The organism is Scandinavium sp. M-37 (assembly GCF_043558715.1).
In the GTDB taxonomy this organism is placed as follows: Bacteria; Pseudomonadota; Gammaproteobacteria; order Enterobacterales; family Enterobacteriaceae; genus Scandinavium; species Scandinavium vulneris_A.
In genome coordinates this window covers 40,651-60,060 of the sequence record NZ_JBIGIN010000012.1, presented here as the reverse complement: position 1 = coordinate 60,060, position 19,410 = coordinate 40,651, and the positions used below count along the sequence as shown (strand labels likewise).

Sequence of the window (19,410 nt, the reverse complement as noted above, 5' to 3'; positions counted from 1 at the left end):
TCAATGCCATACCCTCATATTGCTCGCCACATGGTGAGCTTTTTTATTTGTGCCGTCGGGACCATCCCTCTGTGCTTTGTCGTTAAATCACCCGGCGGCACTTTCTCTCTATACACGGAATGCTTATGTCTGAGCCAATCACTATTGCTGGCGGGGTTACATCGGCTGCGGTCGGCGTAACCTTCGCCGCGCTGTTCCCGGAGGCAACTCCTGCAGTAATGCTCGGGTCGTTGGCCGGTACGGCGCTTTATGTGTTGACCTCAGATCCCCATCAACTCTGGAAGCAGACCATCTTTGCTGTCATCTCGTTTATTGGCGGTGTGACGTTCTCGGTGCCGATGGCGAAAATCATGGCCGGTATTATCAATACCCCACTGAGCATGATGAAGCCGCCGACCAGCATTGAAGTGTCCCCAACTGTCGGGGCGATAGTCTCTGCTTCCATTTCCGTGGCAGTCCTGCTGCGTATTCTTCGTCGGTCGAAAGACGGGAAGATGCCGGGGCTGGGGGAGGAAGACAAATGACATGGCAAGTTTTCATGATGGACGCAAACGCTATTGTTTGCCTCCTGATTGTCATGCGGCTGATGTTCTTCAGCAAGGCTGGCAAGCGGAGCCGCTTCGGCGTGGCGTTCATTGCTTATCTGCTGATTCTGGCTGCGGGCGGCACTGCGTTTCGAATCATCATGGGACAGTACGTCCAGGTTGATCCGGCGGAACTGGTGCTGAATTCAGTAATGTGCGCTGCAATCTGGATGGCGCGCGGAAATCTGGCGCGTGTCGTCATAACGGAGTAGGTGATGCAGGCAATGAACCCACAGCGTAAAGCGTTCCTCGATATGCTCGCCTGGTCAGAGGGCACAGAGAAACCTGGGCAACCAACGAAAAACCACGGTTACGACGTTATCGTCGGTGGATCGATATTCACTGATTACTCCGATCACCCTCGCAAGCTGGTAACGCTCAATCAAAAATTAAAATCCACGGCGGCTGGTCGCTATCAAGTCCTGTCGAAATGGTGGGACGCATACCGCAAGCAACTCGGCCTGAAAGATTTCTCTCCTGCCAGCCAGGATGCCGTCGCATTGCAGCAGATTAAAGAGCGTGGCGCGCTGCCTCTTATCGATAAAGGCGACATCCGCCAGGCTATCGACCGTTGCAGCAATATTTGGGCATCGCTTCCAGGGGCTGGTTATGGCCAGTTCGAGCATAAGGCCGAAAGCCTGATCGCTAAGTTCAAAGAGGCGGGCGGGAAAGTGAATGAGCCGAAATCATGACGGAAGCCATCGTTGCGCTACTGAAAAAGCTCTGGCTGCCAATTGCACTTATCGCTGTCATTAGCGGACTAGCGTGGTCTGCAAACCACTACCGCGACAACGCCATCACCTACAAAGACCAGCGCGATAAGGCAACTGAGAAGCTTAGCCTGGCGAACGCCACCATCACCGACATGCAGACCCGTCAGCGTGACGTTGCTGCGCTCGATGCCAAATACACCGGAGAACTGGCCGATGCGAAAGAAACCATTGAGCGTCTACATAGCGATGTCATTGCTGGCCGTAAGCGGCTGCAGCTCAACGCAAACTGTCCCGCGAGCGGAGCGACCGGCACCAGCGGCGTGGTCGATGCTACCAGCCCCCGACTTACTGACTCCGCTGAACGGGATTATTTCACCCTCAGAGAGCGAATCGTCACAGTGACGAAGCAGGTTGGCTATCTGCAGGAATACATCAAAGAGCAATGCCTTAAGTAATTCGTCACCCACAATAGCAAATAATAGAGCCTGACTTCGGTCGGGCTTTTTTATACCCGCAGTAAACATCGCGCCTCGCAGCGCAAATCATCCCGAGTCTTTCAGAAAGCTGAGCCTGAGAATTGCCGTATATGGTGGCGACCATCTCGGGGCGGCTTTTCTGTGCGAGCAGGCTCATCTTTCTAAAAGGTAATCGCTATGCAATATCAATTAGCCACTATCGACTTTCGCGACATGGTTGCCGTATCTGGCGATCGCATTATCACCACCTCACGAAAGGTCGCAGCTTATTTCGACAAGCAGCACCACCACATTATCCAGAAAATTGAAAAACTCGATTGCTCAGATGAATTTCTAACCAGCAACTTTTCGCGGGTTACTTACGAGCACAAGGGTAATCAGTACGTTGAGTATGAAATATCCAAAGACGGCGCGATGTACATCATCATGTCCTTTACCGGAAAGAAAGCGGCGGCAATCAAAGAGGCGTTTATCAAAGCGTTTAATTGGATGCGCGACCAGCTAATGAACCTTGCTCAGTCATATCAGCGTGAGCATAACGAGTTGATGCTTGAGTTTATGAAGGAGAAGGATGTGGCGAGTATTTCGGGCCGATTATTGAGCCGATGGGGAAGAGTGAAGAAACCGCAACTGGTTGCCAGAATTGAGCGCTTAGAGCAGCAGTCACAAATCACGATCCCCGGCTTAATCAGTAACCCATCCTGAACCCATTGCAGAGGCTCTTCACTGAGGGGGGGCTTCGATAATGACATTTCACGCGACGAGGTGAGGCGTAAATGATAACAATCCCCGACGGGCAGGCGGTTGGTCCAACAGGCAATACTGGTATTTGGGTGCCTGGCGCGGTTCTGGTCGGTGGCGGAACATCATCACCGCCGATCACCGGCCCCATCGATCTGACGGCACCCACGCTCGATCCCCGCGTAACATTTTCCGGGCCAGCGCATTTCTACTGGTCGGAAACTGGTGTGATGCTGGAAAGCGCAGCAAACATTTGGCCTCTGGAATACAGAAACGGCACTGCAGTTGGCCGCCACGAACCAGAGCCGCAGACAACAAATTACCAGCCAATGTCGCGCGGCGACGTCGCGGTGTCGGCGCCGGATGTCGGGCCGTGGATCAGCCTGGGCCTGACACTCTCGGCGGGCGTGGGGCCGGACGGTGGCGATATTGGCAGCACAACAACTGACTGCGACCTGTACGCGATATACGATGCGACCGCTGGCGCGTTTATTGTCCCGCAAACAAAGCCCCCGGCGCTTGATGAGTGGTCCCGGATAGTTGTTCCGTTCAGCGTTGACGTGGAGTCGCAGATAAGGACGTACTCAGCAAGGGAAAGCGCAACAAAATATCTGTATGGGCTGTGCGAGCCGATCCCGGCAGGCGATTGCGTTGTATCGCTCTATCGTCGCGAGAACACTGAATTACTCACCGGACTGGTGCAGGTAGAGACCGGCACGCTGGCAACGTCACCAATCATTACTGGTGATGCTGTATCAACGCGCCCAACGTCCAGCGTCACTATCAACACAGGTTCTGCATCAACAATCACGGTGCGCTACAGCAATGGCGAATCAGACACATACAGCACGCCTGGCGACTCGTTCACGCTACCCACAGCGAGACGTAACTGGTCAGAGCGCTACATAACTGAAATTGAGATGACACCATGACAGAGCGAATAGCCATTACCCCAGAGCCGGTACAAATCACCAGCGGCAGTGAGGGGGCTCACATCACAGTTACTGACGGATTTGTTCTGTATGCCGACAGCGCAGACAGCACAGCGTGGCATCGGGCTGACCGGGTGATTAACGTATCTCCACCCGTAGCTCTCTGGATGAAAATATCATCTGGCACATCTGGCGCTGTCGTTGTGACGAAATACGCACAAGAGTGATAACGGCGGTTTTTGGAGCAGGAGAGGGGATTACATGTCCGACATCTACCAGATCACGCTAACCACCCAAACAGGCGAAACCTTCACGGGCAAGATGTCACGACGTCAGCCTGAGCTGGTTAACGGCTTTGTGCCGCTGGCGACGGAGGCGGGACAGTGGCTTTACTTCGCTCCGGCCGATGTGAAGCGCGTGCAATTCACGCCAGTACCTGTCGAGTAAGAAACTAATGGCGACGTGCAGACTGTCACTTGAAATCAAAAGCAGGTGGTGGCTTCCCGTCTACCTCAGGATGCTGACACTGTTCTGCGTGATGATGCGGTGCGAGCCAGATTACGAGAAGGTTAGCGCTTTCATCGTGAAGCGCGGCATCGGCCAGAGGCTGAAGTCAGAACCGGTAAAGAGATAACGGAGTAAACCATGGCGAACGATGACGAGCGCAGGCCATATCCGCCAGTTAACTTCATCGACTCCGACAACTGGCAGCCATACACCAAACTGATCCCCGCCAATGAAGTGCATGAGTGGATAAGCCGACAAATCCTGAGCGATACCGGAAGCATTCATAACCCTGACCACGAACACCTGCTTGAGGCCGATCTCTGCTTCATGTGGGCATCAGATTCATTCGCGAAGAAAGGGCGCTACGTTCTCGGCCAAGCCGAACAGGTAATGCTCCGCGCCGGTGGATGGCAGAAGGCAAGAATGGAGCAGCAGATGTATGAATGGTTCGGACGCATCCCGAAGTTCATCATCACACTGGCAGCCGATTTCTGCTCACAATGCAGTGACCTCGAGTTCTGCGCACTGGTAGAGCATGAGCTTTACCACATCGCCCAGGCTACTGATGATTTCGGCGCGCCTAAGTTCAATAAAGAGACCGGGCAACCAGTGCTAACACTGCGCGGCCACGACGTCGAAGAGTTCACTGGTGTCGTGCGTCGATACGGTGCCAGCAAAGAAGTGCAAGAGATGGTCGATGCTGCGAACAAGCCAGCAGAGATTGCTCATCTAAACATTGCCAGGGCATGCGGGACCTGCCTGATGAAACTGGCCTGACGCTTTATTCAGATTGTCATGGAGGTAACCAATGGCAGCATTATCGACAGAGGTCAAAGCCTTCATCGTTCAGTCTCTGGCCTGCTTCGAGCCGCCCACGAAAGTCATTGAGCAGGTAAAGGCTGAATTCGACGTGGTGGTATCACGCCAGCAGGTGTCCCAATACAGCCCCGGTAACGCGATGGCTGAGAAGCTTAGCCAGAAGTGGGTTGACCTGTTCAATGCCACGCGCACCCGCTTTCAGACTGAAATTTCCGATATCCCGATCGCAAATAAAGCGTACCGGTTGCGAGTTCTCGACCGAATGGCGACCAATGCTGAAAAGATGAAGAACTTCGGCATGACCTCGCAGCTTATTGAGCAGGCCGCCAAAGAAATGGGTGATGCCTACACAAACCGGCAAAAGGTTGAACATACTGGTAAAGACGGCGGCCCAATCGAGTCAGCAACGCTAACGAAGGACGAATACAAGAAAGCTCGACGGGAGATGCTGGAGGATGACGACTGTTGAGCAGCGGAACTATGCCCGCAAGATAGAATGTGAAGAAGAGGGGTTGTACTTCTCCCGCTACTTCTTCAAGCAGCGTACTGGCGGCAAGATGATTGTAGCGCCGCATCACCGGGTCATTCAGCAAACACTGGATCGGGTGATAGACGGAGAGATTAAGCGACTCATCATCAACGTTCCACCTGGTTATACCAAAACCGAACTGGCAACCATCAACATGATGGGCCGTGGTCTGGCGCTGAATAACCGCGCCAGATTTATGCACCTGTCCTATTCGCATAACCTTGCACTACTCAACTCTTCCACCACTCGCGGCATGGTTAAGTCAAAGGCCTATCAGGCTATGTGGCCCATGGAACTGCGCGACGACGCTGACAGCAAGGCTATGTGGTGGAACGAACACGGCGGCGGGGTATACGCGTCGTCAGCAGCTGGGCAGGTTACTGGCTTTCGCGCCGGGCACATGGAGCCCGGCTGGCAGGGCGCATTGATTATTGATGACCCGGTTAAGCCTGATGATGCATACAGCGAAACAGTGCGAGACGGGGTTAATAGCCGATTTAACGAAACAATCAAATCACGATTAGCCGTCGAAACAACGCCGATGATCGTGATTATGCAGCGCATCCACTATCACGACCTGAGTGGATACCTGTTGCGAGGTGGTAGCGGCGAAGAGTGGCATCACCTGAATCTTCCGGTGATTATCGACAACAGCCAGGCTTATTCTGCGAAGTATCCAGAAAACACTCACGCCATACCGATTGACCACGGCTTGCCAGAGGGCTGGTTGTGGCCTTTCAAGCATAACGAAACGCATCGTGTAGCTCTATTCTCGCATCGGCGCACTGCCGAAGCGCAGTACATGCAGAAGCCTCGTCGCTTCAACGCTGAGGGTGCGCTGTGGAATGAGCAGATGATTAACGCTGCCCGCGAGCTACAGATCCGCTTCGACAAAGTAAGGACGGTAGTAGCGATAGACCCGCAGGCAACTAACAGTGACGAGAGCGACGAGACAGGCATTGCTGTTGCCAGTGCTTACGGTGCAGGTGACAAGAAACAGTTCTCAGTCGATGCCGATTACAGCGGTAAATATTCCCCTGCTGGTTGGGCCAAAAAGGCCATGTGGGCATATGAAGAACACGGCGCTGATGCGATTGTCATCGAGACGAACCAAGGTGGCGACATGGCCGAGGAAACGCTGCGTAATGCCGGTTTTAAAGGCCGCATTATTCGCGTCCATGCCAGCAAGGGTAAGTATGCCCGCGCCGAACCAATATCTGCGCTATATGAGCAAGGCAGAGTAGCCAACCACGGAAATCTGTATGTACTGGAAAACCAGCTAATGGAATACGTCCCGGCTACCGCCAAGAAATCACCTGACCGCCTTGATGCCATGGTGTATGCGCTAACTGAATTAGGTGGTGCGCAACCGATGGGCATGATGATCCCCAAACGCCTGCAAGGGCGGTAAACTGAAAATGAGGCGTAACTCAATTCCAGCCTAGCTGGTTAGATGGGTAGAGTAATGCATTAACTGGTTCAAACCAGCGGGTCAGGCATGATGCTATTGCCAATCCCGAGTGCAGGTTCGAGTCCTGCCGCCTCACCAATTACTTAGGTCGCTTCGGCGTCCTTTTTTAATGCCTGAAATTCACCAAACGGACAATCCATGACTGACAAATTACAACTTGCCGTCAACCATGCGTTGAACGATGCGCGCATGGCCCGTGCGCGAGCAATGGCATTCAACCCTGGCATGGGGCTGGATGCCAAGCGAAGCACTGCATGGTGTGAGTACGGCTTCAAAGAAGAGTTAACCTTTGATGACTTGTACAAACTCTATCGTCGAGGGGGCATTGCTTACGGCGCGGTGAATAAGCTTGTCGGCCTGTGCTGGAAAACCAACCCAGAAGTAATCGAGGGTGACGCTGACGACGACACGAAAGACGAAGCAGCGTGGGAACGTAGTAATAAGCGCGTATTCACTCACCGATTCTGGCGCTCGTTTGCTGAGGCTGATAAACGTCGCCTTGTTGGTCGTTGGGCCGCGTTGCTGCTCCATGTTCGCGATGGCAAGAAGCCGAACGAACCGGTTACCCGAGGCCGGGGCTTGGCTAAGATCTCCCCTGTATGGGCCAGCGCGCTGAAAGTAAAAAGCCGAGACAATAACGGCAACATCACGATGTGGCAGTACACCGAAACACAGGCTGACGGCAATCCTGTGCAACGCGATATCCACCCAGACCGCGTATTCACCATCGGCGACATGTCAGACGATGCTATCGGCTTCCTTGAGCCCGGATATAACGCCTGTGTGAGCCTTGAGAAAGTCGAAGGCGGATCCGGTGAGTCATTCCTCAAGAACGCAGCGCGACAGCTTAACGTTAATTTTGAGAAGGAAATCGACTTCAACAATCTGGCCTCTCTTTATGGTGTGAGCGTCAGTGACCTGCAAGACAAGTTCAATGAGGCCGCTGTAGAGGTTAACCGTGGCAATGACGTATTACTGACCACGCAAGGGGCATCTGTTACACCGCTGGTAACTGCAGTCGCCGATCCGGGCCCAACGTATGACGTGAACCTGCAAACCTTTGCTGCCTCCGTAGACGAGCCGGTAAAGATTATCGTCGGTATGCAAACAGGTGAGCGGGCTAGCTCGGAAGACCAGAAGTATATGAATGCTCGCTGTCAGTCACGACGCCAAGACCTGTCATTCGATATTGAGGATTTGGTCGATAAGCTTATCGTCTTGCGAATCGTCACTCCTGTGGCCGAGAAAGCGGTTGTCTGGGATGACCTGACAGAGGCAACAGGAGGCGAGAAACTCGATAACGCCGCGAAGATGAGCGAGATTAATCAGACATCGCTGGCATCTGGTGGGCAAGTCTTTACGGTTGAGGAAATACGGGTAGCAGCTGGTTACGAGCCTGATGGCGAAGAACCGCTCGGGGAGGATGAGGATGACGACTAAGAAGCCGAAGTCACCGATACTACCCAGTAACAACGCAGACCCAACCGGAGCCGACGCCATAGAGCGAAAGGCGATGAAAGACTTCTCCCGGCGCATCAATCAGGTCAAAAAGGTCTATCAGAACGCATTAAATAGAATACCAGCATCACCCGCAGTCAATGCCCGCTACGAGTTTGAACTTAACCTAACCATCCTCTCGCAAATACTTACCGATGCCAGCTACCTGGTAGACCAGATATTGCTTGAAGGGGGCGAGTATGACCTTTGGTTCTATGGCTATGTTGACCAGGCATCAAAGCGTGGGACAGGTCAGTCATTCGCAAATCTTAGCCAGCAATCAGCAGCCTATGCGGCTGAACGCGAGTCATTAGCCGCAATCCTCATCAGCGAACCCTATCAACGCCGTATGGCGCTGGTTAACGCGCGTGAGTTTGAGGAAATGAAAGGGCTGGCGGTGCAGATTAAAGCAGATATGGCCAGGGTACTGACGGATGGAATAGGGCGCGGGCTTAACCCTCGCGAAGTGTCGCGTAACCTGACGGCTCAGGCGGGGTTCGAGAAAGGTCGCGCCAACCGCATTGCCCGAACCGAAATCACCACTGCCTTACGCCGTGCTCGATGGGATGAAGCAGATGAAGCGACGACGCTGCTTGGCCTGAACATCAAGCTCATGCACATCTCCGCACTAAGCCCTACGACACGCCAGGCACACGCGCTGCGACATGCACATCTTTACACCGTTGAAGAGGTGCGTGAGTGGTACGCGACAGGTGCCAATGCAATTAATTGCAAGTGCAGCCAGGTTGAGGTGTTGGTTGATGAGGCTGGTAATCCGCTTTATCCAAACGTCATCGAAATGGCTAAGAAGGAATTCAACAGCCAGTGGAAAAAGATGAAGGTCAATCACTCAGTCTGTCATTGCTGCAAACATGCAGCTTGATGAGGTAAGCCATGTCAATGCATGTGAACATCACCACGAAGGTGAACAGTAAATCAATTCGTCGAGAAATGCATAACGGACGAGAGCATCTCGTTCTGCCGAGCTACACGCTACCGGCTAACGTTGTGATGAACGGCGGCCTCTATACCGATACAGAAATCAACGCTCATTACACCGGACTTGAAGGAACTCTTGCCCCACTCGGCCATCCTCAGGTAAACGGGCAATTCGTATCGGCATTCTCCCCCGAGGGGCTTTGCGTGGGATTTGTTGGTGCATGGAACCGCAATGTTAAGAAGTCCGGTAACCGCGTCTACCTCGAAAAATGGGTTGATACCAACCGAGCGCAGGAATCAGAAGGCGGGCGAGAGCTGCTTGAGCGGGTTGCTGCAATTGAGCGCGGTGAAGATGTGCCGCCTATTCATACCAGCGTGGCCGTATATCTCGACCAACTGGAAGCCAATGAAGAACAGAAAGCCATGGGTGCTGATTGGGTAGCCAAGATTCATGGCATGGATCACGACGCTATCCTGCTTCATGAGGTCGGGGCCGCAACCCCTGAACAAGGCGTTGGCCTGATGGTTAACGCCGACCTGGCTACACCGATGAAAGTTAATGCCGGTGCGCTGATTGGTGAATCCTACCGTGAGCGCGAACGCCGACTTGAGAAGGCCGCCAGAGAAAGATTCGCTCCCGGCGATAACGATTATGCCTGGGTTGCTGACTTCACCGACTCGCAAGCCGTGATCATCACCAATGGTGGAGAGGCTCAGGTCTACGGATACACCGCTGACGGCGGGAAGGTCACATTCGACGACAAAGGCTCTCCAGTCACACGACAGGAGTCATGGGTATCTATCGTCGCCAACAAAGTTAAATCACTTTTCACCACGCAGGAACCACCTGCAGAAAACCACCAAACGGAGGGCGACATGCCTTTAACCAAAGAAGAACTGGAACAAATCGGCAGCATGGTTAGTGAGGCTGTGGCGACCAATACCGAGAAGGCAATTAAGCCGCTCTCTGACAAGGTTGATGCCTTACAGGCTAATCACGACAAGCTTTCTGAAACACTCACCGCCAACTCCCGCGCTGAAGAGGCTAACAAACGCGTAGCCGTTGCTGCCGTGCATGGTGACATCATTGCTAACGCCTTATCAGGCGAAGCGCTGGGCGATGCATTTAAGCGGCTGGGTGAGCCTGCTCCTATCGGGGCCAATTCTGCCCAAACTCAAACCCAAACCGGTGCACCAGATCCGGCAACTTACTTCGGAGGTGCTGCGTAATGGCACGTTATCGTCGCATTAATATTGACGGGAAGTCTCTCTACAAGACTGAAACCCGAATCATGGCTCAAGAGCTGGCCCCCGGCGTTGGTGTGGTTATCGATGGGAACAACCAGTTCACTGCTGCTACCGAGGCTACCGGGCGCCTATATATTCTGGACTGCGCATATCATCAGGGGCTGACCGTCAATGACAAGGTGCCTGTTGGTGACTCTGGCGTGGGCAACTACGTAGAAGAAGGACGTGAGTTTGCACTTCTCTGTGGTGTGGGAACCTACAAAAAAGACAGCCCAATCAAGCTCGCAATCAACGGCGGCTTCATGCTGGCAACTGATGACACTGATTCAGTTATCGGATACAGCCAGGATGATCACACCATTGCAAGTACGCCAGAGCACATTCGTGTGCGCATGCGTGTCGGCACCGTTGCAGCCGCGCCCGCACCTTAATAAGGATAAAAGAATATGTATTTCGATAAAAATACGCTGGCAGCAAATAGCCGCCTGGGTGGTCACTGGAATGAATTGTGGGCTAACCGCAACATCTGGAACCAACAACAAGCAGGCATGATTGCAGCCAATCGTTCAGTTATGACGCCAGAAATGCTGGCATGTAATGCAGTTGGTGGGTTTGCACGTGAGTTTTGGGCAGAGATTGATAACCAGATTCTGCAAATGCGCGACCAGGAAGATGGCATGGAAATCGTCAATGACCTGATTGGTGTCCAGACTATCCTACCAGTTGGCAAAACAGCGAAGCTATATAACATGGTTGGCGATATCGCTGATGATGTTTCCGTGAGCATCGATGGTCAAGCTCCGTTCTCCTTCGACCACACCGACTACAACAGCGACGGCGACCCGATCCCAGTATTCACGGCTGGCTATGGTGTTAACTGGCGTCATGCGGCTGGTATGAGCTCAGTTGGCATTGACCTGGTGCTTGACTCACAGCGGGCCAAGCTGATCAAAGTTAACAAAAAACGCGTTGCCTACTACCTTTCAGGTGATGCAAATATTCAGGTTCAGGGCTATCCAGCTCAGGGCATGAAGAACCACCGGCACACTCAGAAAATCAACCTCGGATCCGGTGCGGGCGGCGTCAATATCGACCTGACCACCGCGACCCAGAGTCAGTTGATTGAGTTCTACGGCAAAGGCGCATTCGGCACCACGGCTCGCAATAACAAAGTAGCTCAGTATGATATCCAGTGGGTGAGCCCTGAAATCTGGGCCAACTACGCTCAACCATATGTTGTAAATGGCGTCATTACAGGCACCGTATTGCAAGCCATCCTGCCGTTTGCGCCAGTGAAAGAAGTGCGACCAACCTTCGCGCTGTCTGGTAACGAATTCATCGCTTATCAGCGCCGTCGTGACGTTATCTCTCCACTGGTTGGCATGGCTCAGGGTGTCGTTCCTCTGCCACGACCACTACCTAACGTAAACTACAACTTCCAGATCATGTCTGCTGAAGGTTTGCAAATCACTGCAGACGAGCAGGGCCTGTCCGGCGTTGTCTATGGCGCGAATCTGGCGTAAGGGGGAAGCATGGCTAAGTATGAAGTAGTTCGACCATGGCACGGCGTTAAAATTGGTGGCGTGGTGGAGATGGAAGAGCTTCACCCGGCGCTGAAATCAAACCTGCGCCTGATTAAAGGTGAGGCAGCCGGTACGTTAACCCCGGCAACTCCGAACGCTGGCAGCGATGCCAAATCCCGCAAAGAGGCGATCATTGCTCGCCTTGATGAGTTGGGTATTGAGCACAAGGGTAATATCGGTATCGAGAAGCTATCCGAACTGTTACCAGATGGTGAGCTTGAAAAGCTCTTCCCGGAAGAATAAGCCGCCAGAAATGAGCGGCTTTTTTAATGCCCTCTTTTGAGGGCTTTAATCTGAGGCTCGCATGATTACCACAGAACAGGCTAAGGAATATCTGGCGTCGGTCGGTATCACGCTTCCTGATTTCATCTTGCAGGCTCTCGTTGACCAGGTGAACAGCATTCAGGAATGTCTTGATGCTCATTATCCGGCGTCAACAGCATTGCTTATTCAGTGTTACCTGTTAGGTCTGATGGGGCTGGCTCAGGGTGACAAATACATTAGCTCACAGTCGGCTCCTTCAGGTGCGTCGCGATCATTCCGCTACCAATCATTCAGTGACCGCTGGAAAGGCTCTGTGAGTCTTCTAAGAGGGCTGGATACATACGGATGCGCAACGGCACTTATCCCACCAGACCCAACACAGCAGGCCTTCGCCGGTATCTGGATTGGCAAGGGTGGATGCATGTGTGGAAAGTAACTATGACCTGGAAACTTATTATTGAAAGCCTACCCAAACCATTCTCCCGCGTCTGGGTGAAAACGGATACCGGTCGGGAGACTACCGGCTACGTCAAATCTGACGGCGAGTGGGTTATTAACTGCAAGCGCATTCGTGATAGCGGTGCGAAAGTCGAGAGGTGGCGGGAATGAGCAGGAAAACAGGCGGAGCCCTTGAGTCAAAGCTGTCCTACGTCATGGGCGAGCACCCAACCACAACAATCACACCCCACAGTAAGGGGCATGCTGGCACAGTCCAACATGAGATACACGCATTTAAATGTGATGGCGCTGTTCACTTATTTGTGTGGGTCAATTCTACTGGCGTGAAGTTTTATTCCTTTGCTGGTGAGTCATACAGTATTTGCAAGGATATGTTTTTGAGCAGAGCTAATGCTGAACTGCTGGAGCGGCATTCTGGATACTTGCGCGGGCTGGTCAGATTAGATGATTCAATCATTGCGAAAGTGGAGACCTTTACCCTATGAGCAGCACGGCTGCGTGGGCAAACACGGCGCCATGCACAATCTGGCGGCGCCTTGACGGCTACACGGAAGCGGGCGACCCGCTTGGATATGACCCACCTCTGGAAATCATGTGCGACTACATCGGCGGCCTTAGCGAGAAGATTGGCTCGATTGGCAAAGAGGTGGTGGTTAAAAACACCTTCTTTACTGAGTTCGCTTTGGCTAAAGAGGGCGACTATGTGCTGATTGGTGCATCTACCGATCCCGACCCGCTTATTGCAGGGGCTGATGAGGTTGCCCACGTTACGCGCTGGGGCGACACGTTCGACAGGCTGGCTGATGACTGGGCAATAATCACAGGAGCGTAGCCATGGGCGCAAAAGTTCGCGGTATATCGCAGGCCAAATCCAACCTCGAAAAGTTCATCAGTACGGTGCAGGGTAAGAAGGCCGCCAGGGCGATTCAGTCGGCGATTATGATTGGCTCGACTCAGGCTGCACTGTATACGCCCATAGACACCTCAACACTTCTGAATAGCCAGTTCAGAGAGTTATCAGTAAACGGCACGATGATAACCGGCAGGGTCGGTTACACAGCTAATTACGCTGTGTATGTGCATGATCCTAACGTCCCTCAGACCTTCCGGCGCTCAACTGCTCAGAAAGAGTTCCTCACCAAAGGCTTTGCAGACTCCCGCTCTGATATTGACGCCGCAATACGCAAGGAGATGAGCCTGTGACGCCATCAATGCACGACCGTGTGAAGAACATGTTTGTCGATGCCGGGCTGACAGCGGGCTTCACCGTACAAACACTTCTCTGGACGGATACCGCTAATCTGGCGACATCCTTCATGGTGTTCAGGCCAAACGGTGGCACACCCATCCGTTATGACCTCGGCAATGAAAACTATGTGCTCGTTGATGTGATCGGGGCGAAGGGCAAGAACGCAGTAGCCGACACGGCAGCTCAGGCAATTCTCGATTATGTCCAGGCTAACCCTGTTGCTGATGAGTGCGTAGGGAAGATTGAAAACGTTGGTGGCAAGCCGGCACCTGTATTAAGCGAAGAGGGGCGGCTAATTTACCGGCTCCAGTTCGCATGCATTTACGGTGAATAACCGTAACTAAATCCATATCAATAACGAGGTCGCCATTCGGCGGCCTTTTTTTATGCCTAAAAGAGGTCAACGATGGCTGCAAATTGCCCAACTTCGAATGAACGCGTCTTCGGCTCGGCTACAGTGCTTGAGCTTGCCATGGGGTGTGCTGACACACGACCGGCTGAAGAAGAATGGCTGGCGCTTGGTGCTGGCACAAGCAAGGGTCTGGACTTCGCTCCAAACTCCGTTAGCTCTGACGCTGATGACACTGGCGGCTGGGTTGAGAACATCATCACCAACGCCGATGCGACGATCAGCTTTGATGGTGAAGTGCGCAAGCACGACAAGCTCGACCAGTTCGGCTACGCAAACCTGTTCACGTACTTCGTCGATGAACTCAATGCCAAGCGCCAGCCGAACCTGTGGGCGCGAATCAGCATTGGGCCGCTGGAGTTTTCCGGCTACATGGTGATCACCAATGCCACCCCGGCAGATGGCGGTAGTAACGACATCATCACCTTCTCTGTTGAGTTCAAAGTGTCTGATGGCACCACCGTTCGTCTGACTAATCTGGATGCGCCGGCACTCACGTTTAGCACCGATCTTCCAGCAACCAAAACGGTAGCTACCGGCTCGGCGTTAAGCATGACTGTAGCCGTTAATGGCGGTGTCGAACCATACACCTACGTGTGGAAGAAAGCCGGCAGCGTGGTCAGCGGGCAGACTACCGCCACATTCAACAAGGCCAGCGCGGTTGCTGGTGATGCTGGCGCGTACACATGCGAAGTAACCGATTCGGATGATGTGCCGGTCACGATCACCTCTACATCCTGCACCGTTACAGTCAGCTAACGATTATTACAAAGGGTAGCCTGCTGCCCTTGATAATGACCGCTAATGAGAAAAGACATGTCACCACTAACCAGCATTGGCGAAATGAGTTTTTCAGAGGCTCATGAAGGCGGTAGAGACTATTTCTTCAAGCCGTCTTTTGCCGCAATGAACGCGATCGGAACGCCAGCTGAAATTGTCAGCATTTTTTCGCTTATCCATGGGGCAAATGTACAGGAAGCACTGAACAGAATTGTCCTGGTTAAAGTTTCGCTCCCGCCTCACATGATTAATGCAATATTCCAGCGCCTGAGTGATGAAATCCTTGCTGCTGCGATGCATATCATGCAGTGCTGCTACACAGGCGACTATGACCTGACGCCATTAATTGGCGAGTGGAAGGGATGGAAACACTGTGTTGTGTATCGCCCCGGCGAGTTATCAAGGGGCTTCATAATTGCCGTAGCCCAGACGCTCATGCAACACGGCGTTATCGGCAAAGCAAAAGTGCGTCGACTGCAGCGCAACGAATCAAACTCTTATTCGCAGGCCTTCGAGGTTAGTGATTACATCATTGCTGCACGAAATCACTTTGGCATGAGCCGTGATGATGCTGCCAGCCTGACAATGACCGAGTTCACGCTACTACTTTCCGCAAAATACCCCGAGCAAAAAGGGCTGACGAAGGATGAGTATGACGCTGTTGCCGAGGCTCACCTGGCTCGGCAGGCGGCGCGAAGAGCCAAATCAAAACAACGCTAACCAGCTCCGGCTGGTTTTTTTACGCCCGGAGAATTAAATGGCAGGCACACAGAGCGCTGGCAGTATCGTTTATGACGTAGACATGGACTTAGCGGGATTCCTGCGTGGACAGCGCCAGGTATCCGATAGTCTGAGTGGTATGAATCGCGGCTTTGATGCTTCTACGCGCAGTATTAACAGCACGGAGCGAAGCGTTAACAATGCCGAACGATCTTTCTCATCACTGACAAAAGTGGCTGTAGCGTTAACTGCTGCTCTTTCCGTTCGGCAGGTTGCGCAATACGCGGAGGCGTGGGTAACGGTAAACAACAAGCTGGCTAACGCAATTCGACCAAGTGAAGAGCTTGCTGATGTTACTGAGCGTGTTTTTGATATCTCTCAGAAAACCAGAAGTAGCCTTGAGGCAACAGCCACGCTGTATGCCCGCCTTGAACGAGCGACCCGCAGCGCAGGAACCAGCACGGAAGATCTGACCCGCCTCACAGAAACAATTAACAAAGGCCTTGCGGTGTCTGGCGCTACTGCAGAAGAAGCAAGCTCTACGATGGTTCAGCTGTCACAGGCTCTTGCCTCCGGCGTGCTGCGCGGTGAAGAGTTCAACTCCATATCTGAGAACGGTAGCCGCCTTGCTGTAGCGCTCAGTGACTCCCTGGGCGTTACCGTTGGTCAGCTTCGCGCTATGGCAGCACAGGGAAAACTAACCACTGATGTTGTTGTTAAAGGGCTGCTGTCTCAGGGTGATCAGATAGCGAAAGAGTTTTCCAATACGGCTATGACGATGGGCCAGGCGTTTGCTGTGGCCACAAATAATGTCACGAAATTCGTTGGTGAATCATCGACTATTAAATCAGTGTATGCCGGTGCCAGCAATTCAATCGTCACTCTTAGCGAAAATCTGGATGCCCTTTCAGGTGTGATTACGATTGCCGCCGCGGTTCTGGGTAGCCGCTTTGTTGGTGCGCTGGCAATGGCAACGGCAGAAAAGGTCAGATCTGCGGTTGCCTCAAGAGCCATGGCTATCGCTGACAATCAGGCAGCACAATCCGCTGCGCTGGTTGCCGCAGCAGAGTTGAGAAGCGCCGAAGCAGCAAAAATCAGATCGCTGGAAGAAGTCCGGCTTGCACAAATGATGAAGCTCACGGCGGTAAGTGCAACTGCTGCCGCGGCAGCGGAAGAAACGCTTTCAGCAGCCAGAGTTTCCGCTGCCACGGCTACCGGAACGTATAACGCAGCGCTCGCGGCAAATAAAACAGCTCAGGATGCAGCAACAGCAGCAGCATCCCGGGCATCTGTTGCGGGTGGTTTATTGCGAGGCGCTCTTGGCTTGATTGGTGGTCCAGCGGGAGCAGCAATGCTTGCCGGAGCGGCAATATTCTATTTTTGGCAGAAAGCTAAAGAGGCTAGAGATGAGGCGGAAAAACTTGCCGACAGTGTAGATAGTCTGACAAACAAGATGAAAGACATGTCACAAGTGCAGCTTACTGCCGAGATTGCAAAACTAAGGGATACCATTCCAGAACTTACCGACGCCGTAAATGAAGCACAGCAGGCTTATGACAAGGCAACGAACAAAGTTAAAGATTACCAAAAGGAAATTGATAATTGGGGTGAGTCAACCAGGCGCGGGCGACAAGCTCAGGAGGCGATGGGGGCGGCACTGGACAGTCAGGCTATTGCAGCTGATAACCTGCAATCTGCCCAAAACAGGCTTTCCAGGGTTAATAGTACAGTTGGTATAGCTCAGGCCGAATTAAACGGACAGTTGAAGCAGGGTATTGATCTCCTTCAGCGCAGTGGTAAAGAAACAGGCGTTGTGGCTGGGATGATGAATCAACTTGGTAAATCATTGAATTTGGCCGCTGCTGCTAAAGAGCGCTTTAACTCTCAGTCACTTGAGGTGGAGCGACCAGCTAAGGTTCAGGACTATCTCGATAAGCAATCGCAGCAAATCGAACTGCAGAGTGAGCTGAATGATCGCAAACGTGAGCAATTAAAAGCCGAACAGGAAATACGTGCCATTGGAGGAAATGATGCCGATGTGCGTATGGCGCGCGAGCGGGCAGGTGCGGAATATGATGCGCTCGCGGCACAGAAGGCAAATAGAAAGGAACAAAAAGAAGGCGAGAGTCAGGCAAAAAAATCAGCCACCGCCGCTGAGTCAGTATCGCAGAAGCTTGAGAAGCTTCGTCAGCAATCTGAGTTGAGCGCTGAATCAACGAAGGAATTAAGCCGAGAGCAGTCGATACTCACCGCTCAGCAGTCGCTAGGTAAGGGGGCTACGCAACAGCAAATCGCCCAGGCTGGCCAGTATGCCGCTGCCAAGTGGGACACTGCGAATGCCATCAAAGCGGAGGCGGCAGCACAGAAGCTTATCCCTGAAGCCAGCGAGAACGCCAGTTATAAGAAGGATGTCGACGATTTAAACACTGCGCTGGATGCCAAGAAAATCAGCCAGGAGCAATATAACTCCACATCTGAACGCCTTGAACAAACACACCAGGCCTCTCTCGCTAAAATCCGTGCTGACCTGACTGTAACGCCACAACAGGCAGCAGCCGGAACAGTTGATCCTGTTCAGCAACTTGCCAACGAGAACGCGCAGAAGCTGGCGCTCATCCAGCAGTTCGAGGCTAACAAGACTATCACTGAGCAGCAGGGTCTGGCTTTGCGTAATGCTGCCAACATGGAGTACGAGCAAGCGCGCGCCAACGCGATGTGGGAACTGTTCAAAAACCAGAGTGACGGCAACCAAATTCTGGCGGCTGGGTTTGAATCATTAGCGGGTAATGCCTCTAACGCCTTCACCGGCATTATCACCGGCAGCATGTCGGCACAGGAGGCCATGCAGTCGCTCGCCAGCAACGCGCTCAACAGCCTGATCAACGGCTTCGTCCAGATGGGTGTTGAGTGGGTAAAATCAGCCATCACCGGCAGCGCCGCGCAAATCAGTGCGACCGCAGCCACGACATCTGCGTCGGTGGCGGGCATCGCAACCACCACTGCGGCCAGCACTGCTTCTGCCGCAACGACTACAGCATCCTGGCTTCCAGCCGCCGCCGCCGCATCCATCGGTTCGTTCGGTGGTGCTGCGGTCATCGGTATTGGCGCTCTGGTGGCTGGTATGGCGCTGGCCAATGGGTTAGCTGGTAAGCGTAAAAACGGCGGCCCGGTTAGCGCTGGATCAATGTACCAGGTAGGCGAGGGCGGTATGCCTGAAATTTACCAGGCCAGCAGCGGCAAGCAGTACATGATCCCAGGCGACAACGGCAAGGTCATCAGCAATAAGGATATGCAAAGCGCCAGCGGCCAGATGGCGGTGAATATCGTTTTCAACGACTACTCATCCAATCAGCACAGCTTTGACGCTCAGGCGTCTCAGGACGGTAACACGCTGACGGTTCAGGCCTTCATTCAGGATATGGACCAGGGCGGGCCGATGCGTCAGTCGATCACCCGCAATACCAACGCCACGCCAAGAGCAACGGAGTAA

At 53.1% G+C, this 19,410-nt stretch carries 25 protein-coding genes and 1 tRNA gene; all 26 read left to right on the top strand.

Annotation, left to right across the window (positions count from 1 at the left end):
* Window positions 1-125 precede the first annotated feature (125 nt).
* The 26 genes from ACG0Z5_RS10805 to ACG0Z5_RS10680 all read left to right on the top strand — a co-directional run bounded on the left by ACG0Z5_RS10805 (window position 126) and on the right by ACG0Z5_RS10680 (window position 19,410).
* Window positions 126-524, top strand: a complete 399-nt coding sequence (locus ACG0Z5_RS10805; protein ID WP_133459882.1) for a putative holin — start codon at window positions 126-128, stop codon at window positions 522-524.
* Window positions 521-796 carry a phage holin family protein gene (locus tag ACG0Z5_RS10800; protein WP_133459881.1) on the top strand — a complete coding sequence of 92 codons (276 nt, stop codon included), beginning with the start codon at window positions 521-523 and terminating at the stop codon, window positions 794-796. Before ACG0Z5_RS10805 ends, ACG0Z5_RS10800 begins: the two co-directional genes overlap by 4 nt.
* A 3-nt stretch (window positions 797-799) precedes the next feature.
* Window positions 800-1,276 carry a glycoside hydrolase family 104 protein gene (locus ACG0Z5_RS10795; RefSeq protein ID WP_394447219.1) on the top strand — a complete coding sequence of 159 codons (477 nt, stop codon included), beginning with the start codon at window positions 800-802 and terminating at the stop codon, window positions 1,274-1,276.
* The gene (locus tag ACG0Z5_RS10790; RefSeq protein WP_394447217.1) at window positions 1,273-1,752 is read left to right on the top strand and encodes a lysis protein; all 480 of its coding nucleotides are present in this window, start codon (window positions 1,273-1,275) and stop codon (window positions 1,750-1,752) included. Before ACG0Z5_RS10795 ends, ACG0Z5_RS10790 begins: the two co-directional genes overlap by 4 nt.
* Window positions 1,753-1,950: 198 nt before the next feature.
* Window positions 1,951-2,478 carry a Rha family transcriptional regulator gene (locus ACG0Z5_RS10785; RefSeq protein WP_394447215.1) on the top strand — a complete coding sequence of 176 codons (528 nt, stop codon included), beginning with the start codon at window positions 1,951-1,953 and terminating at the stop codon, window positions 2,476-2,478.
* Between the two features lie 71 nt (window positions 2,479-2,549).
* Window positions 2,550-3,446 (top strand): hypothetical protein, encoded by an 897-nt coding sequence (locus tag ACG0Z5_RS10780; protein WP_394447213.1) that lies wholly within the window; start codon window positions 2,550-2,552, stop codon window positions 3,444-3,446.
* Window positions 3,447-3,707: 261 nt separating this feature from the next.
* Complete coding sequence (locus ACG0Z5_RS10775) at window positions 3,708-3,893, top strand: hypothetical protein (protein ID WP_394447211.1); 186 nt, start codon at window positions 3,708-3,710, stop codon at window positions 3,891-3,893.
* Window positions 3,894-4,091: 198 nt separating this feature from the next.
* Window positions 4,092-4,730 (top strand): putative metallopeptidase, encoded by a 639-nt coding sequence (locus ACG0Z5_RS10770; RefSeq protein WP_394447209.1) that lies wholly within the window; start codon window positions 4,092-4,094, stop codon window positions 4,728-4,730.
* A 31-nt stretch (window positions 4,731-4,761) separates the two neighbouring features.
* Entirely contained in the window at window positions 4,762-5,241 is a 480-nt protein-coding gene (locus ACG0Z5_RS10765) for a DUF2280 domain-containing protein (RefSeq protein WP_394447207.1), read from the top strand.
* A complete protein-coding gene (locus ACG0Z5_RS10760) occupies window positions 5,228-6,712 on the top strand; it encodes a DNA-packaging protein (protein WP_394447204.1) in 1,485 nt (494 codons plus the stop codon). The genes ACG0Z5_RS10765 and ACG0Z5_RS10760 overlap by 14 nt, the downstream gene beginning before the upstream one ends.
* A gap of 8 nt (window positions 6,713-6,720) precedes the next feature.
* Window positions 6,721-6,848, top strand: a tRNA-OTHER gene (locus ACG0Z5_RS10755).
* 62 nt (window positions 6,849-6,910) lie between these two features.
* Entirely contained in the window at window positions 6,911-8,212 is a 1,302-nt protein-coding gene (locus ACG0Z5_RS10750) for a DUF1073 domain-containing protein (RefSeq protein ID WP_394447202.1), read from the top strand.
* Entirely contained in the window at window positions 8,202-9,152 is a 951-nt protein-coding gene (locus ACG0Z5_RS10745; RefSeq protein WP_394447200.1) for a phage minor head protein, read from the top strand. The genes ACG0Z5_RS10750 and ACG0Z5_RS10745 overlap by 11 nt, the downstream gene beginning before the upstream one ends.
* Before the next feature lie 11 nt (window positions 9,153-9,163).
* Window positions 9,164-10,438 carry a hypothetical protein gene (locus tag ACG0Z5_RS10740; RefSeq protein ID WP_394447198.1) on the top strand — a complete coding sequence of 425 codons (1,275 nt, stop codon included), beginning with the start codon at window positions 9,164-9,166 and terminating at the stop codon, window positions 10,436-10,438.
* Window positions 10,438-10,887 carry a hypothetical protein gene (locus ACG0Z5_RS10735; protein WP_394447196.1) on the top strand — a complete coding sequence of 150 codons (450 nt, stop codon included), beginning with the start codon at window positions 10,438-10,440 and terminating at the stop codon, window positions 10,885-10,887. Before ACG0Z5_RS10740 ends, ACG0Z5_RS10735 begins: the two co-directional genes overlap by 1 nt.
* A gap of 15 nt (window positions 10,888-10,902) precedes the next feature.
* Entirely contained in the window at window positions 10,903-11,979 is a 1,077-nt protein-coding gene (locus ACG0Z5_RS10730; protein WP_394447194.1) for a major capsid protein, read from the top strand.
* 9 nt (window positions 11,980-11,988) lie between these two features.
* Window positions 11,989-12,282: a hypothetical protein gene (locus tag ACG0Z5_RS10725; RefSeq protein ID WP_394447192.1), complete on the top strand. Its 294-nt coding sequence runs from the start codon at window positions 11,989-11,991 to the stop codon at window positions 12,280-12,282.
* 61 nt (window positions 12,283-12,343) lie between these two features.
* A complete protein-coding gene (locus ACG0Z5_RS10720) occupies window positions 12,344-12,739 on the top strand; it encodes a hypothetical protein (protein ID WP_394447190.1) in 396 nt (131 codons plus the stop codon).
* 2 nt (window positions 12,740-12,741) lie between these two features.
* Window positions 12,742-12,912 carry a hypothetical protein gene (locus tag ACG0Z5_RS10715; RefSeq protein ID WP_394447188.1) on the top strand — a complete coding sequence of 57 codons (171 nt, stop codon included), beginning with the start codon at window positions 12,742-12,744 and terminating at the stop codon, window positions 12,910-12,912.
* Window positions 12,909-13,247 carry a hypothetical protein gene (locus ACG0Z5_RS10710; protein ID WP_394447186.1) on the top strand — a complete coding sequence of 113 codons (339 nt, stop codon included), beginning with the start codon at window positions 12,909-12,911 and terminating at the stop codon, window positions 13,245-13,247. The genes ACG0Z5_RS10715 and ACG0Z5_RS10710 overlap by 4 nt, the downstream gene beginning before the upstream one ends.
* On the top strand, window positions 13,244-13,594 hold the full coding sequence (locus ACG0Z5_RS10705) for a hypothetical protein (RefSeq protein ID WP_394447184.1): 351 nt from the start codon (window positions 13,244-13,246) through the stop codon (window positions 13,592-13,594). The genes ACG0Z5_RS10710 and ACG0Z5_RS10705 overlap by 4 nt, the downstream gene beginning before the upstream one ends.
* Window positions 13,595-13,596: 2 nt before the next feature.
* Window positions 13,597-13,965, top strand: a complete 369-nt coding sequence (locus ACG0Z5_RS10700) for an HK97 gp10 family phage protein (RefSeq protein WP_394447182.1) — start codon at window positions 13,597-13,599, stop codon at window positions 13,963-13,965.
* Window positions 13,962-14,345: a hypothetical protein gene (locus ACG0Z5_RS10695; protein ID WP_394447180.1), complete on the top strand. Its 384-nt coding sequence runs from the start codon at window positions 13,962-13,964 to the stop codon at window positions 14,343-14,345. The genes ACG0Z5_RS10700 and ACG0Z5_RS10695 overlap by 4 nt, the downstream gene beginning before the upstream one ends.
* Before the next feature lie 72 nt (window positions 14,346-14,417).
* Window positions 14,418-15,179, top strand: coding sequence for an immunoglobulin domain-containing protein (locus ACG0Z5_RS10690; RefSeq protein WP_394447178.1), 762 nt, complete (start codon window positions 14,418-14,420; stop codon window positions 15,177-15,179).
* 57 nt (window positions 15,180-15,236) lie between these two features.
* Window positions 15,237-15,920 carry a DUF6246 family protein gene (locus ACG0Z5_RS10685; RefSeq protein WP_394447176.1) on the top strand — a complete coding sequence of 228 codons (684 nt, stop codon included), beginning with the start codon at window positions 15,237-15,239 and terminating at the stop codon, window positions 15,918-15,920.
* A 37-nt stretch (window positions 15,921-15,957) separates the two neighbouring features.
* On the top strand, window positions 15,958-19,410 hold the full coding sequence (locus ACG0Z5_RS10680) for a tape measure protein (protein ID WP_394447174.1): 3,453 nt from the start codon (window positions 15,958-15,960) through the stop codon (window positions 19,408-19,410).